Consider the following 13,708-nt stretch of genomic DNA (forward strand, 5'->3'; position numbering starts at 1 on the left):
TTTTCTTTACAGGATCATGCGCAGCTTCTGCTTTACGCAGCGCACCCTGAGTTCTTCCTGGCAATAACAGTTTTCCCCATCCGCATGGACCGGAAGCGGGCAGTCTACATGAATGACTGCCTCCCTGCAACGGTAGAAGTGGACCCCGCGCCGCCTGCCAAGATGACCACGGTATGCATCTAAAAGGACCGGGAGCAGGCGGAGCTTCGAGGCTGTATGTGCCACGCAAAGCTCCAGCTCCCCATCGTCACAGACCGCCTTGGGAGCGAAGAAAAAGCCACCGCCCTCACTGCCATGATTATGCACAGATACAAAATAAATATGGTTAAATTCCACCCGGCGGACTCCGTCTAAGATCAGGTACCCTCTGGCGGCTTTTGCAGTCAGAAGCTGTCTGAGTCCTTCCAGAATATAACGTCCCCTTCCGGCAAGCTGTTTCAGCCCGCCTTTTTCGGAGCGGTCTAACAGGCGGTGACAGACGGCAGCATCGAAGCCGATCCCGCTGCTGACCATAAAACGCCGGTAAACAGGTTCTTCCTCCTCATAGGAGAGGATTCCGTAATCCACCCGGCAGATTTCTACCGGGCTCAAGATCCGCTTTAGGCACTTATGAGGATTCCGCGAAAGATTAAGGCCGCGGGCCAAATCATTGCCGGACCCGGTCGGGATATACCCAAAGGTCAGAAGATCCGTTATCGCAAGGCCATTCAAAACCTCGTTCACAGTACCGTCCCCGCCCACCGCAACAATGGTAGCCGGCTCCTGCATATCTGCAGACAGCTCTGACGCCATGCGTCTGGCATCCCCGGGCTCTTTCGTCAGATATGCCTCATAGCAGATTCCTGATTTCTGGATCTTAACTTCCAGTTTTTTCCATATCTTCTCTCCCCGTCCGCCGTGCGCGTTCGGATTTACAATAAAATAGTACATGGGCACCTCCCGCATTTGTAACTGCAAAGCAGTTACCCACACATTATTACCTATAAGTATATCATAAAACCACAAAATCTCCTAAGAAATTTTGTATAAAAATAAAATCAATTCTGACAATCCAAAAAAAGGATTCCAAAAACTACAAATAAATCAAAAAAAGCCAGGCCCGTGGGACCTGACTTTCCATTCTGTATGATTATCCTGTTACTTTCTGTCTTGCTGTTCTGCGACTCTCTACATAAACATTTCCATATACAAACAGATACATCACGTAGGCCAGCACCATTGCACCGGTTACATCTACCACGGAATGCTGCTTTAAAAATACCGTGGACAGGCAGATTGCTACCATAATGATGAAGGAGCACCGGCGCACCCATTTACAGTTTTTCAAGCGTTCGCTGTTCATGACGCTGATGTGGACGCCCAGGGAATTGTATACATGAATACTCGGGAATACATTGGCCGGGGTATCGCTGTCGTGGATCTTCTGCACCAGATAGCATAAAATACTTTTATCTGGATCTACCTCAACGCGCAGATCGGTACCATTCGGATAAATGGTGCAGATCAGCATGCTGATGGTCATGCCGATAAACAAAAAAGCACACAGCCGGTAATAATCCGGTTTACTGGTAAGGAAGAAATACAGCACCGCACCGGATACATAAAAAAACCAGATGATGTAGGGAATGATAAAGTACTCGCAAAATGGAATCATGTCATCCAACGCCACATGCATGATCTTATAATTGTCTGTGACCACACTCTCCAGCCAGAAAAAATACGGAAGGTAGAGAAGGATGTACCCACAGACCCAGATGTGTCCATATTTTTTTAACAGATTTTTCACTTGACTTTCCTTTCAGATAATGTTTCGTTTGACTTTTTCGGATTATAACACACCCATTTTCAGGATACAAGGGATTTTAGAAAAATTTTAATATCATAAATAATCAGCGTAGGTGCCACTGGCGTCTCCCCGGTATGCCAAGCCGCAAAAGAATGTGCCTTGGCACATTCTCGCGCCGAGGCGCGGTTGCTTTGGCAACCATCCACCTTTGCGCCGAGTGCGCATCCCAGCGGAGCGCTTTTTGTTTCATAGGACGCAATTTCCTATGAAACAAAAAGAAGTTCTGGAAAACCAGAACTTCTAAATTCATAGCGGAAGGGAGATTTGAACTCTCGACACCACGGGTATGAACCGTGTGCTCTAGCCAACTGAGCTATTCCGCCATATTTTGTTACTATGGGGCCTATAGGGCTCGAACCTATGACCCTCTGCTTGTAAGGCAGATGCTCTCCCAGCTGAGCTAAGACCCCATATGACTGTCGCAGGATGTCTCACTTACGACTGCTCCGATAGTTTACCGTGTTTTCCAAGATATGTCAAGCATTATTTTTCATTTTTTTAAATTTTATGCAAAACTATCATTTTCATGCGCTATACCATGGCACGGTATTCACTTTTCCATGTTTCTATCAGCTCAGCGGCAGCTTTTTCCCCATCTGCCGTTCCTTCCCGAAACCAGTCTTCGACCTGCTTTACCAGTTCTGACTGCCCGGCCTGCTCCTGCGCCCCCAAAAACGCTGCATCCCAGTCTGCTTTTTCTGCTTCTGTAACTGCAGCCCGGAAGCGCTCTCCCAGAACTATGCGGCTATCCAGCTTTTCGATCCAGTACAGACTCCGCAGGCATTCCCGGCTTCCACTCCGGTTGTAAGCCTTCTCAAACGCATCATAAGCCTTGTCAAACAAAAACATGCGGCCATAGCAGGCCCCCAGATTATTCCAGACTCTGGCTGTAAACATTCTGTCTGCCTGCGTTTCCCCGGACTCTTCCAGAATCTCCCGGTATAGGCGGGCTGCTTTTCCATACTGGCGCATGCCAAACACTGCGTCTGCACACAGCTTTTTCATTTCCTCCGGCTTTTGTTTCCGGTAAGCCGCCAGTGTCTGCTTATATTCCGCAATTTCTCCCTGGGAATAGTAATCGCTCTCCTGCAGCAGAAGGACCAGCATCTCATCCGGGTCTTCCCCGCTTTTTTTCCAGTTTTCCAACTTGAGTGCCAGAAAACCAAGATTTAATTCTTCCCGCAAAAAATCCAGAAGGCGTTCATCTACCAGACGGTCCATCACAAGAAGCGGATAATGATAGATCACATACGCCATCTCCTGGACAGAATATACATGGATACCCAGAAAGCCCACATAATATGGATTTTTCACCTGTTCTGACCTGCATAATCTTAAGCTCATAGCATAACCTCTTGTACGATCTTTGCGCCGGATGCCGGGAATAATTCTCCAAACCCACGGTCTGTCAGCGTTACTTTCATGGTTTTTTCATCGAGAAAGGCAAGCTCGATCCTTACCCTTGTTGTCTTTTCCGGGCGCTCCGGAAAACCCTCCAATAGAATGGTTACTGCCTTTTTCTTTTTGGAATCAAAGGGTGTGACCTCCAGCTCGACCGCATTCTGCTTTTCCGGAATAACCTCCAGCATGGCACGAAACTCCCTCCAGCTATCTCCGGCTGCCGCAAGCGTCACTTCCTTTTCCTGCCCCTTAAACAACACCTGCATGGTAACCGAGGCCTTCAGGCGTCCCTCGCAGATCATGGCATATGGGTAGGAGGTCTGTGGGCGCTGCCGGTCTGCGCCACAGTAGGCAGCACCCTTCGCAAACACTGCGGTTTCCATGTATACACGGCGTTTTGTGCAGAGCAGCTTCATGAAATCCTCTGCCCAGTCACGCTTTTCAAAGCCCTTTCCCATGAGGAATACGGCAGAATACAGCTTTCTCTGCATCAGCCGGTCTGCGCAGGTACATAAGATCTTATCGCCAAGCTTCGCCCCGGAAGGCGTTTCCAGGATATCCAGGCTGAAGCTTTCTTCTATTTTTTCATATTCTGCCAGCACCGCATTTTTCTTTAAGCCACGCTGGACCTTCATTTCGTAATAACGCAGCTCCTCCTCTGCCAGGTCAAACATCCCGACCGTTCCGTTCCAGATTTCCTTCTTCTGGCTCAGCATATAGTAAATAAAGCTTTCCGAATGCCCGATGATCTGGATCTGCTCCTTTGAAAAGCCAAGCTTTTCACCGCTTTCATACAGTGCCTTCACCAGACGTTCATCCAGGCTCCGCACGGTAAATACCAGTCCGGCAAACATCCCGGTCTGGCCTGACTCTTTCATTACAATCTGAAGGACACGCTCCAAAAACAGGGTCAGAAGCTCCTGGGCCGTATAACGCCTTCCATCCAGTGTGGCTGTCCCATCCTTTAGGACCAGCTTCACCAGCTTATCGGTCAGGTTCCCCTCACCGCTCAGTGTATGCGCATAGGCATCTTCCCCGACATACCAGGCATCTGCCAGCTTATGGCGGCAGAGCACCGTAGGAAATGTCCATATTTGTTCTTCGTCTCCGCAACTGATCTGCGTATATTCATCGCACAGATCAATGCCTGCTACCAATTCATTCATATACTTCCTCTTATCCGGCATTTATGCTTCCGGTTCCCCCGTTTTTTCAGGAACCGTTTCCGCATTCTGCCTTCTCTGACAGGACCGGGCCTTTACATCAGGGTAAACAAAGACTCCATAGCCGCATGGTCTGTCAGATATTTTTCCATTTTTTCTTTCAGTTCTGGTGTATTGTGCTCCATCAGGCACCGGCTCATATCGTTAAGTGCACTAAAACGGCTTATATGTCCGCTTGTCTGCAGGCTGTCATAGGAGAGACGCCCACTGTCTTTTTGTATTTTTCCCTCTGCACCATTCTCATAAACCTCATATTCCAGCACCTCGCCCTCAAACAGCACATGCTGGTGAATGTAAATACCAGGATAGACCTTTGTAAGCTCTGCATTATGGCTATCCTCTTCCAAAGGAAGCACCCGGATCTTAAGCTCCGGGCGCACCTCCCTGCTCCCCCGGTATTCAATAGTAATCTGGTCCATCACAGAATCCGGCATTGGGATTTTTTGTCCAAGCTGATGGAAATACGCAAAGATCCTTCCCTCCTCTAAAAGCTGGTCTGCCATACTGCGCGCCAGTTTCTTTTGTTCTTCTGACAAAGTATCCTGACGGCTGTACCATAGCGTCAGCGCCAGAAGATAGATGGTCGGGATCCGTTTCTTTTCTTCTGTTTCCCGGACTGCATCCTCCAGATACGCAAATACCATGTCCCTTGTCGTGCGGTTCTTTAAAAAATAATCCGCTGACTTCATGGTAAAGTAAGCTTTATTCACCAGGACGCTGGTCTGTTTTCCATTCCGGTAGCAATCATAAACCGGATCAATATGCCCGGTTTCGCCGCTGAACATCATCTGTGCAAGCAGACGCTCCGGAAGGTCGTATAATTCCACATGCTCTTCTTCGCTCTTTTGCATGAGGCTGTACATCTGCGCAGAGGTTCCGTTAAAATGCTCACACAGATAATCAAGCAGCGCTCCATCCCACTGTCCACCGGAAAAAAGCTCCCAGGCCATCCCGAGCAGCGTGTCATCGGATTCCGGCAGCTGTTTTAAGATCATCTGGCTGCAAAGCTCCAACAGGTCCCGTTTTCTGACACCGCAAAAGCCGTATTCCTTTCCAATTGCAAAAGCCTGCGTACTGCACCCCTGCCGGATCAGAAGCTGTAAGAGCTTCGCCCGGTCTTCCCTGCACAGACGTTCCGGTTTTACCTGTCCCAGATAATCCAGTACTCCCGGCATAGTTTCCTCTGCATTCTGCCGTCTGCTGTCATGATCGAGCAGACAGTGGAGCAGCTTTGTGCGGAATAAAGCATGCAGTCTTAACTCTCCCAGCTCCCGCTTTAAGATGCGGCGGTCAGCAGGATCCGTCATGCCGTTTCGTACAATGGCACTGCAGCGCTCCAGAAGCAGCATCGGCTGTTCTGGACAGATCTCATAGCAGCGTTCCAGAAGCTTCTCTGTATCCCCGGTCATGGCCCGCTGTTTCCGGTAAGAGATATTGGTATACCGGTTTCCGTATTTATCCTGGAACAAAAGCACCGGATGACTGGAAAACAACGGTGCATACGCCACGGTATCCTTCACCGGGAAAACATCTTCCCGGTCCAGTTCTTCATAACAAACCACTACCGAGCAGATATTCCGGTCCGGCACAGTAATGCGGTAGGAACGCAAAATGGCAGGCAGCACCCTTGCCACCTGTTCATCGATCATTTCCTTATAAAGGACATGATGATACAAGGTCACCAGACGCTGGTTCACGCGTGATGCAAGCAGCTGCTCCATGGTGAACTGTTCGATATCCCGCTCATACTGACGGTATAAGGACGATTCTGGATTCATGAATTTCACGATGTTGTTGTAAAGGACCTCACGGTTAGCAGCATCCATCGATTTTTCATACGAAAAATACAAAAGAACTTCCTTTGGGAGCAGATACGGATAATTCTCCGGAAGCGCATACAGATAATATTCGTACAGACGGGTCAGGCTCACGCCTTCATCCAGCGCCTTCTGATACCACGGAAAGTACTTTTTGTCGCGGCAGTCTGCCTTGATCAGGATACTGCAGACTGCATTTAAGATCCCAGTATCCGGATGCTGCTGATACAGCATCGTCATAAGGCGCAGCAGGAGCCTTCCCCCGTACTTTCTGGAAACCGCCAGCTCTGCCGCGCGTCTGGCAAAGTCCTCATCCACCAGCTTGCGTTTTGCAGCAAACATCAGGACCTGGACCGTAAAGCCGGACAGCTCTGTGAGAAGCTGTGGATTTTTCTGGTATACCTCCCACACCCGGACATAAAGATACGGGCTGCGGCTGCCCTGTTCAAACTCTCCGCAAAGCTCTTTAAGCAGTTCTTCCGCCGGCATCTCCTCCTGTTCAGCCTGTCCAGAGCCGGACATCACCTGCTTTGACAGGTACAGGTGAAGTTTTGCATACTCCGGGCGGTACTTACGCACGGAATCCGCTTCTTCTTTACAATCTTCCAGCACCTTTCCGGCGCCTTCCATGTCACCCTCCAGAAGCAGAAGATCTGCCCTGTACAGGCTGACTGCCAGGCTCTCCCCATACTGGTTCTGGATCAGCTCCAGTTGCTGCTTTAGCTGGTTCAGCATTAGTGCTTCCCCATAAAGGCCCAGCTCATATTCCAGTCTCAGCTCCAGGTACTTTCCAAAGGCCTCACGCCTGCCATAGGCCTGATGGTCCTTCCGTTCTTCTCCATACTGCACCTCCACCGGAATGCAGATGTCCTGGCGCATGGAGGACACCATAAGCGCTCCCAGATTTTTCCCCTGGTGGAGATGTGCTGTATTTACCTGATACGGGACTTCGCAAACCCCATCCTGAAAATCATCTTCGGTAAATGTGGTCTTTGGAAGTGTGATAAATTCACCATCTGTCCGGACCTCAAAGCGAACATAGCCCCAGGTATTTTTCTCCACCCGGATCATTTCCTGATGGCCGGCAGGCGGATTTTCCAGACTGCGCACCGCAGTATCTGCCTTTAATTCTACAGGCTTTTTTACATTCAGCCCGACAAGAAATTCCTCCAGCTCATTCTGGCGGTCCGGCTTGCCCTTTAATCCATCATAAAGGGCACGGACGTGCAGATCCTGTAAAAATGGTGCATCCGTAAAATCCTGGTACGCAAACAGGCGCTTCGCAAATTCCGCATCGCACTGTACCAGCTTCGCAAATGCCTCCGGCGTTTTTAAATCTGCCAGAATCTTTCCAACCGGATCCGGTTCCACAACAAAAGAATATGGCAGCTTTTTTTCGCCGCCATTGGTCACCAGATCAAACACTCCCTCGATTTTGTCTCCATCTGACAGGGTACGGCAGTCTACCTCATAAAAAAGGCGGTTCCGGTTTCCTCCAAAGGAAGAGCCCAGCACCTTCACACACGGATGGGACGAATAGATCAGGCCCTTTACAAAAAAGCCATAACGGTCCGACACATAAAGTTCTTTTCTGCATATCTGTCCGGCTGTCACCGTTCCCCCGCACGTTTCCGGCAGAATCAGGACCTCCGGGATTTCTGTATCAACAATGCCCTTTGCCAGGCGGTTAATTTTTTCTCTCATAGTATCCCTCTTTATCACATGTGAAATTAGTTTAGCATAATTCTACTTGATTTAAAAGGTTTAAATTGGTATGATTAAGAAAAATTTGTAACTTTATGTTTACAAAATCATGAAGAAAATTTTCCAGATGAAAGAGGCTTTTTTCTATGTTATCTGAACCGATGACGTTATATAAACTGATGAACCTGTACATGCTCAAGAAAGTAAATTTCCCACTGACCAACGCACAGCTAACGGATTTTTTCCTCCAGCATGAGTATGCCAGCTATTTTACACTCCAGCAGGCACTCGGTGAGTTAAAGGATTCCGGGCTGATCCACGCAGAATCCACACACAGCACAACCCGCTATGAGATCACAAAAGAAGGCGAAGAAACCCTTCATTTTTTCGAGAGCAGCATTTCCCCTGCGATCATTGAGGACATGGACACCTATTTAAAGGAAAACCGCCTGCGCCTGCGCAATGAGGTCAGCCTTGTTTCCGATTATTATAAGTCCACCAGCCAGGATTATATCGTCCACTGTGAAGTCCGCGAGGGGCGTTCTCCCCTGATTGAACTGAACCTGTCCGTTCCGGACCGCGACCAGGCTGCTGCCATGAGTGCCCAGTGGGAACATAAAAGCAAAGAAATTTATTCGTTTATCATGAAGTCTTTAATGAGCGACGAGGAGGCCTGACGGCCTCCTCGTTTTATCTTACTATTCTTTTTATTTTCCGGTGCTCCTTAGCTTAGGATGCGTTTCGCTGCCCGTGCATTGTAAAAACGCGTTCCTTATTTCTCCTCGTATCCGTTCGGATTGTTCTTCTGCCATCTCCAGGAATCCTCACACATCTCACGGATGCCGTATTTTGCCTTCCAGCCAAGCTCACGCTCCGCCTTGGAGGAATCTGCGTAGCACTGCGGGACATCGCCTGCACGGCGCTCCTTGAATACGTAGTTGATCTTTAAGTTGTTGGCCTCCTCAAAGGCATTGATCACATCCAGAACACTGTAGCCGACTCCGGTTCCCAGATTGTAGATCCAGACACCGCCCTGTTCCTTTGCCAGCTTGTCCAGAGCCTTTACATGGCCGTCTGCCAGGTCAACAACATGGATGTAGTCACGGACACAGGTGCCGTCCGGGGTATCATAATCATTGCCAAATACGCCGAGGCATACCAGCTTGCCGACTGCCACCTGGGTAATATATGGAAGAAGATTGTTCGGGATTCCCTTCGGATTTTCACCGATACGTCCGGATTTATGGGCTCCGATCGGGTTAAAGTAACGGAGCAGCATAACCTTCCAGTCCTGATCTGCTGTGTGAAGATCGGTTAAGATCTGCTCCAGCATACCCTTGGTGCGTCCGTAAGGATTGGTGATCTCGCCCTTCGGGCATTCCTCGGTGATCGGCACAAAAGCCGGATTTCCATAGACGGTTGCAGAAGAACTGAAGACAATGCTCTTGCAGCCATGGCGGCGCATGACATCGCACAGGATCAGCGTTCCGGTAATGTTGTTATGGTAATACTCAAGCGGCTTGTATACCGACTCCCCAACTGCCTTTAAGCCTGCAAAATGGATGACTGCGTCTATCTTTTCATTCTGGAATACAGAATCCAGAGCCGGTTCATCTAACAGATCCACCTCATAGAATGTCAGCTTCTTTCCGGTAATCTCCTCCACGCGCTTTAAAGACTCTCTGCAGGAATTGCACAGGTTGTCCACAACAACCACATCGTATCCAGCATTTAAAAGCTCCACGCAGGTGTGGCTTCCGATATAACCTGCACCGCCTGTCACTAAAATAGTAGACATAATAATACCCCTCCTTTGATTGTTTGTTTCAATCCACAGACGCACCACCGGCGCCTTTCCAGTCTGCAATGCAATAAACTGCAAACATAAACTTAGTGCCTAGACTGCACTGTAAAAATGCTTTCCCATACATTATATATGGGAAAGCATCTGAAAACAATGCAAATTTCTTGCAACTTATATGATTATTTTGGGTTTGGGGTTTAAAAATTCCTACTCCTGTACATTAACCTGTTTTCAATTGCTCTGCCAGCTTTTTCAGTGCGCGCTTTTCGATTCGCGAAACATAGGAGCGCGATATCCCAAGCTGCTTTGCAATTTCCCGCTGGGTGCGCGGCTTTGTCCCGAACAGGCCATAGCGCAGCTTTACCACCGTCTGCTCCTGTGGCTTTAAGCAGCAGGCATATGCCTCATAGAGCGCTTTTTTGTCCTGTTCCAGGATTAGGTCTTCCAGCGTCTCCCTGGTTTCCAGCTCGATCACATCCACCAGGCTGACCGACTCCCCATCCTTGTCTACCCCGATCGGCTCAAATAAAGAGACCTCCCGGTTATACTTTTTCCCTGCGCGAAACAGCATCAGGATTTCATTTTCAATGCATTTCGCCGCGTATGTTGCCAGCCTGCTCCCACGGTCCGGCCGGAAGGTATTTACGGCTTTGATAAGGCCGATCGTGCCTACCGATAAAAGATCCTCGGTTTCATATTCCGTCCCCTGGTATTTTTTGACTACATGCGCTACCAGTCTCAGGTTTCGTTCGATCAGGATATCGCGTGCCTCACGGTCGCCCTCCTGCAAGCGTTCCAGGCAGGCCCGTTCCTCTCCAGGTGTCAACGGCTTTGGAAATGTCTGCAAAGAAAAAGCCACCCTGAAGCATTCTTATGATAGTTTATGCTCCGGTGGCTTTTCCAGTGCGCATTCTGCGCGTCCGAGTTTCTATGCTGTTTTCCAGTTCCGCGGAAAACCTTATTACTGGCTGCAATTTTTTATGTCCTGTTTTCATTTTCTTTTGTCCTCTGATGCAGAGCCAACGTGTTTTTTCTTGTACGTATATCTTATCATGCAGGACGTCTGGTTTCAATGAAAACATTATAAAATATTGTTCAAAATAACGTTTTTAGAAAATATTCAGGTCCTGTCCGTTCACGACAGCACCTTCATAACCAGCATTCCTGATTTCCTGCAGGATTGCTTCGTTTCTGCGTTCCATCTCCGCTTCCACATCCACCGTATTATCCTGGATTTCCATATGATAGATCCGGTGATATGTGACAAGAAGCTTTGGCTGCGCTTTCTGTGCCACCTTAGCCAGGTCCACACTTAAGGTATGCACCTCCCTGTGATACTTCTGCCATTTTGGCTCCCGGGCAGAAAGTCCGGCTGTGTACTCCACCTCATGCAGCAGAATGTCACAGTTTCTCGCTTTCTCTGCCACGATTTCAAGCGGTGCGGTATCGCCGCTGATCACGATCACCTTATCCGGAGTCGTGAATTTAAAGCCGTAGCTTTCAAGTGTCCCGTGACTGACTGGGAATGCCTCTACCGTTACCCGGTCATCCCGGTAGATCACGCCCGGCTGAATTTCCGCTGCTTCTACTTTGTACCCCACTTCATTTGCTTTTTCAAAGCCGTTGATGCGGAAATCGATATCCACTGCGTAAGCCTTCTGGATATAACCAGTCATTTCCCTGATGCCCTTTGGGCCAAACATCTTCAACGGCTCTTTCCGCTCCAACACCCACGGGGTAAAGATCAGGTCAGAATACCCGGCTGTGTGGTCGGTATGCAAATGCGTACAGAAGGCCACAGTCAGGCGGTCCGGGCGCAGGGCATCCACCCCCTTCTGATAGGCCTTTGCAGCCTGACGGACCACACCCGGCCCAAAATCAACCAGGTATGCCCGGTCTCCTACAACAACTGCGGAAGATGGTCCGCTGGCATTGGGGCACGCGTTCGGCGTGCCGGTGCCAAGAAGTACAAGTTTTGTTTCCATGATCAGATGCTTCCCTTCCTATTCTTCAATATGTTTGATGGAAATTCCCGTAAATCCGTAAAAAATACTGAATAACGGTGTTAAATACAAAAGGAACAGATACGGGAAGAATGCAAACCATGCTACACCCAGCGTACCCGCCATGTATACACAATAACCGTGCCACGGGATCATCGGTCCAGACAAGGTTCCTGCATCTTCCAGCGTACGGGATAAGATCTCCGGTGCAATCTTCCGTTCCTTGAATAACGGCTTCATCATGTTGCCAGTCAGCACATGGGACATCGGCTGGGAACAGCTGATCAGGCTGGTCACATAACCGACCAAAAGGCTTGCCAGGATCAGGCTTCCGTCGCTGTGGATCCGGTCCGTGATCGCATTTAAGATATTCTCCAGCACTCCAAGACGGTCCAGCATTCCGCCCATTCCAACTGCAAAGCAGATGATAGCCACATACTGCAGCATACTGCTCATTCCGCCGCGGTTTAAGATCGTCTTTAAAATAGCCTCCTCGATCTGGGTGCTGTAGCCGTTATAAGCCACGCGGATGATACTCTGCAGGGTTGCGCCCTGGCAGAACCAGGACACTGCACCGGCGCAGACTGCTGAAAGTCCCAGCGACACGATGGCATTGACCTTGCATAAAAGCAGGACAATGATCACAATGGCCGGGATCAGCGTCACGATCCCAAGTTTAAACTCGCCCTGGAGGGCATCGACGTAAACCAGCAGATTTCCTTCCTCATAACCGCCAGAGGTCTGGCTGATACCAAGAATGGTAAAGAGCACCAGGCTGATCGCAAAGGTCGGCAGGGTTGTCCAAAGCATGGAACGGACATGGTCGTTTAGCTTTGCGCCTGCTACTGCCGGGGCCAGGTTTGTCGTATCTGAAAGCGGGCTTAATTTATCACCAAACATGGCACCGCAGATCACGGCACCAGCCACCATGCCAGAATTGATCCCCATGGCGTTACCGATCGCCATCATGGCTACTCCGGCACTTCCTACAGAACCATAGGAGGTTCCGGTCACAAGGCTTAATACCGCACAGAACACCAGGTCAGCGGAAGCAGCCATGTCGGATTGATCATCTTTAAACCACCTACAATGATCGATGCAATGGTACCGCTCTGCAGCCAGGTACCGATCATAACACCGATTGCCATAAGCAGGCACAGCGTCGGCACAACAACCCGGATGGCATCGTAAGCACCGCTTACCACCTTGTCATAATCCATTTTTAAGACTTTGCAAAACAGATAAATGATGATCCAGCTCATAAACAATCCGATCATCGGGCCTCCCGTCTTCAACCGGATGCAGACTGCCACCGATCCGATGATCAGAAGCAGGAGCACCAGCGACTGAAGCATATTCAGTTTCTTTTCTTCGTTCATTGTGTTTCCCTCTCTTATCCTCTTTCTCTTCCATTCCGAAGCATTTCTCAGTCATGCGGCTGCACATGCAATATACGGAATATGCAGACGCAAGATTTTTCTAACTCGCAGAATGTTTTCAACAGTTTAACGCGTTAAACCGTCAAATATTGTTTTATTATACTGGACTTTCCGTAAAATTTCAAGTACTACTGGAAATCTGTTTTTTTCTATGGTATTCTGGAGTTATTGAGAATCAAAAAGCTGGGCACGCTTGCGTGAACAGTAACAATCAATCAAAAAGCGCTTCCCGACATTAAGGAGGTTCTGTCATTTCCCTGTAGACTGACAGCTTCCCCCTGCGTGAAAGGTTCGTCTGGTTCATGGTCTAAAGTCGTAGTCTGTCCAGCCGCACCCTTCGGGGCGCGGCTTTTTCTGTTACAGTTCATGCATTCATACCCGGTAGCATTTTTTCTCTGTCTTTATGACTGCCTGCTGCTTCCGCAGTCATCCACCACTACAACAAACAGGAGGTTTTATGGAACACGTGTT

At 49.1% G+C, this 13,708-nt stretch carries 11 protein-coding genes and 2 tRNA genes; 1 reads left to right on the forward strand and 12 read right to left on the reverse strand.

Annotation, left to right across the window (positions count from 1 at the left end; genetic code table 11):
• Window positions 1-6 precede the first annotated feature (6 nt).
• The 7 genes from DXA97_RS02645 to DXA97_RS02675 form a co-directional block, all read right to left on the reverse strand.
• Window positions 7-930 (reverse strand): diacylglycerol kinase family protein, encoded by a 924-nt coding sequence (locus DXA97_RS02645; protein ID WP_118718476.1) that lies wholly within the window; start codon window positions 928-930, stop codon window positions 7-9.
• Window positions 931-1,129: 199 nt separating this feature from the next.
• Window positions 1,130-1,786, reverse strand: coding sequence for a phosphatase PAP2 family protein (locus DXA97_RS02650; RefSeq protein ID WP_118718477.1), 657 nt, complete (start codon window positions 1,784-1,786; stop codon window positions 1,130-1,132).
• A gap of 309 nt (window positions 1,787-2,095) precedes the next feature.
• Window positions 2,096-2,169, reverse strand: a tRNA-Met gene (locus DXA97_RS02655).
• Between the two features lie 14 nt (window positions 2,170-2,183).
• A tRNA-Val gene (locus DXA97_RS02660) sits at window positions 2,184-2,256 on the reverse strand.
• Between the two features lie 121 nt (window positions 2,257-2,377).
• Window positions 2,378-3,190 carry a tetratricopeptide repeat protein gene (locus DXA97_RS02665; protein WP_118718478.1) on the reverse strand — a complete coding sequence of 271 codons (813 nt, stop codon included), beginning with the start codon at window positions 3,188-3,190 and terminating at the stop codon, window positions 2,378-2,380.
• Window positions 3,187-4,413 carry a DUF5716 family protein gene (locus tag DXA97_RS02670; RefSeq protein ID WP_118718562.1) on the reverse strand — a complete coding sequence of 409 codons (1,227 nt, stop codon included), beginning with the start codon at window positions 4,411-4,413 and terminating at the stop codon, window positions 3,187-3,189. Before DXA97_RS02670 ends, DXA97_RS02665 begins: the two co-directional genes overlap by 4 nt.
• Window positions 4,414-4,505: 92 nt before the next feature.
• On the reverse strand, window positions 4,506-7,991 hold the full coding sequence (locus tag DXA97_RS02675) for a DUF5717 family protein (RefSeq protein ID WP_118718479.1): 3,486 nt from the start codon (window positions 7,989-7,991) through the stop codon (window positions 4,506-4,508).
• A gap of 146 nt (window positions 7,992-8,137) precedes the next feature.
• On the opposite strand from DXA97_RS02675, the gene DXA97_RS02680 reads away from it, so the two are divergent.
• Complete coding sequence (locus DXA97_RS02680) at window positions 8,138-8,668, forward strand: DUF4364 family protein (RefSeq protein ID WP_118718480.1); 531 nt, start codon at window positions 8,138-8,140, stop codon at window positions 8,666-8,668.
• 95 nt (window positions 8,669-8,763) lie between these two features.
• Here DXA97_RS02680 and galE read toward each other — a convergent pair whose 3' ends face one another.
• The 5 genes from galE to DXA97_RS20655 form a co-directional block, all read right to left on the reverse strand.
• Window positions 8,764-9,789 (reverse strand): UDP-glucose 4-epimerase GalE, encoded by a 1,026-nt coding sequence (galE, locus tag DXA97_RS02685; protein ID WP_118718481.1) that lies wholly within the window; start codon window positions 9,787-9,789, stop codon window positions 8,764-8,766.
• A gap of 226 nt (window positions 9,790-10,015) precedes the next feature.
• Window positions 10,016-10,642, reverse strand: a complete 627-nt coding sequence (sigK, locus tag DXA97_RS02690; protein ID WP_118718563.1) for an RNA polymerase sporulation sigma factor SigK — start codon at window positions 10,640-10,642, stop codon at window positions 10,016-10,018.
• 262 nt (window positions 10,643-10,904) lie between these two features.
• Complete coding sequence (locus DXA97_RS02695; RefSeq protein ID WP_118718482.1) at window positions 10,905-11,780, reverse strand: MBL fold metallo-hydrolase; 876 nt, start codon at window positions 11,778-11,780, stop codon at window positions 10,905-10,907.
• An 18-nt stretch (window positions 11,781-11,798) separates the two neighbouring features.
• Window positions 11,799-12,857, reverse strand: coding sequence for a Na+/H+ antiporter NhaC family protein (locus tag DXA97_RS02700; protein ID WP_243107531.1), 1,059 nt, complete (start codon window positions 12,855-12,857; stop codon window positions 11,799-11,801).
• On the reverse strand, window positions 12,818-13,177 hold the full coding sequence (locus DXA97_RS20655; RefSeq protein ID WP_243107532.1) for a hypothetical protein: 360 nt from the start codon (window positions 13,175-13,177) through the stop codon (window positions 12,818-12,820). The genes DXA97_RS02700 and DXA97_RS20655 overlap by 40 nt, the downstream gene beginning before the upstream one ends.
• Window positions 13,178-13,708: the final 531 nt, after the last annotated feature.

Source organism: Clostridium sp. OF09-36 (genome assembly GCF_003481985.1).
Taxonomy (GTDB): Bacteria; Bacillota; Clostridia; order Lachnospirales; family Lachnospiraceae; genus Brotaphodocola.

Coding starts and splice junctions, on each gene's coding strand:
- DXA97_RS02645 (WP_118718476.1), bottom strand. CDS start 930: ATGTACTATTTTATTGTAAATCCGAACGCGCACGGCGGACGGGGAGAG.
- DXA97_RS02665 (WP_118718478.1), bottom strand. CDS start 3,190: ATGAGCTTAAGATTATGCAGGTCAGAACAGGTGAAAAATCCATATTAT.
- DXA97_RS02670 (WP_118718562.1), bottom strand. CDS start 4,413: ATGAATGAATTGGTAGCAGGCATTGATCTGTGCGATGAATATACGCAG.
- DXA97_RS02675 (WP_118718479.1), bottom strand. CDS start 7,991: ATGAGAGAAAAAATTAACCGCCTGGCAAAGGGCATTGTTGATACAGAA.
- DXA97_RS02680 (WP_118718480.1), top strand. CDS start 8,138: ATGTTATCTGAACCGATGACGTTATATAAACTGATGAACCTGTACATG.
- galE (WP_118718481.1), bottom strand. CDS start 9,789: ATGTCTACTATTTTAGTGACAGGCGGTGCAGGTTATATCGGAAGCCAC.
- DXA97_RS02695 (WP_118718482.1), bottom strand. CDS start 11,780: ATGGAAACAAAACTTGTACTTCTTGGCACCGGCACGCCGAACGCGTGC.
- DXA97_RS02700 (WP_243107531.1), bottom strand. CDS start 12,857: ATGGCTGCTTCCGCTGACCTGGTGTTCTGTGCGGTATTAAGCCTTGTG.
- DXA97_RS20655 (WP_243107532.1), bottom strand. CDS start 13,177: ATGAACGAAGAAAAGAAACTGAATATGCTTCAGTCGCTGGTGCTCCTG.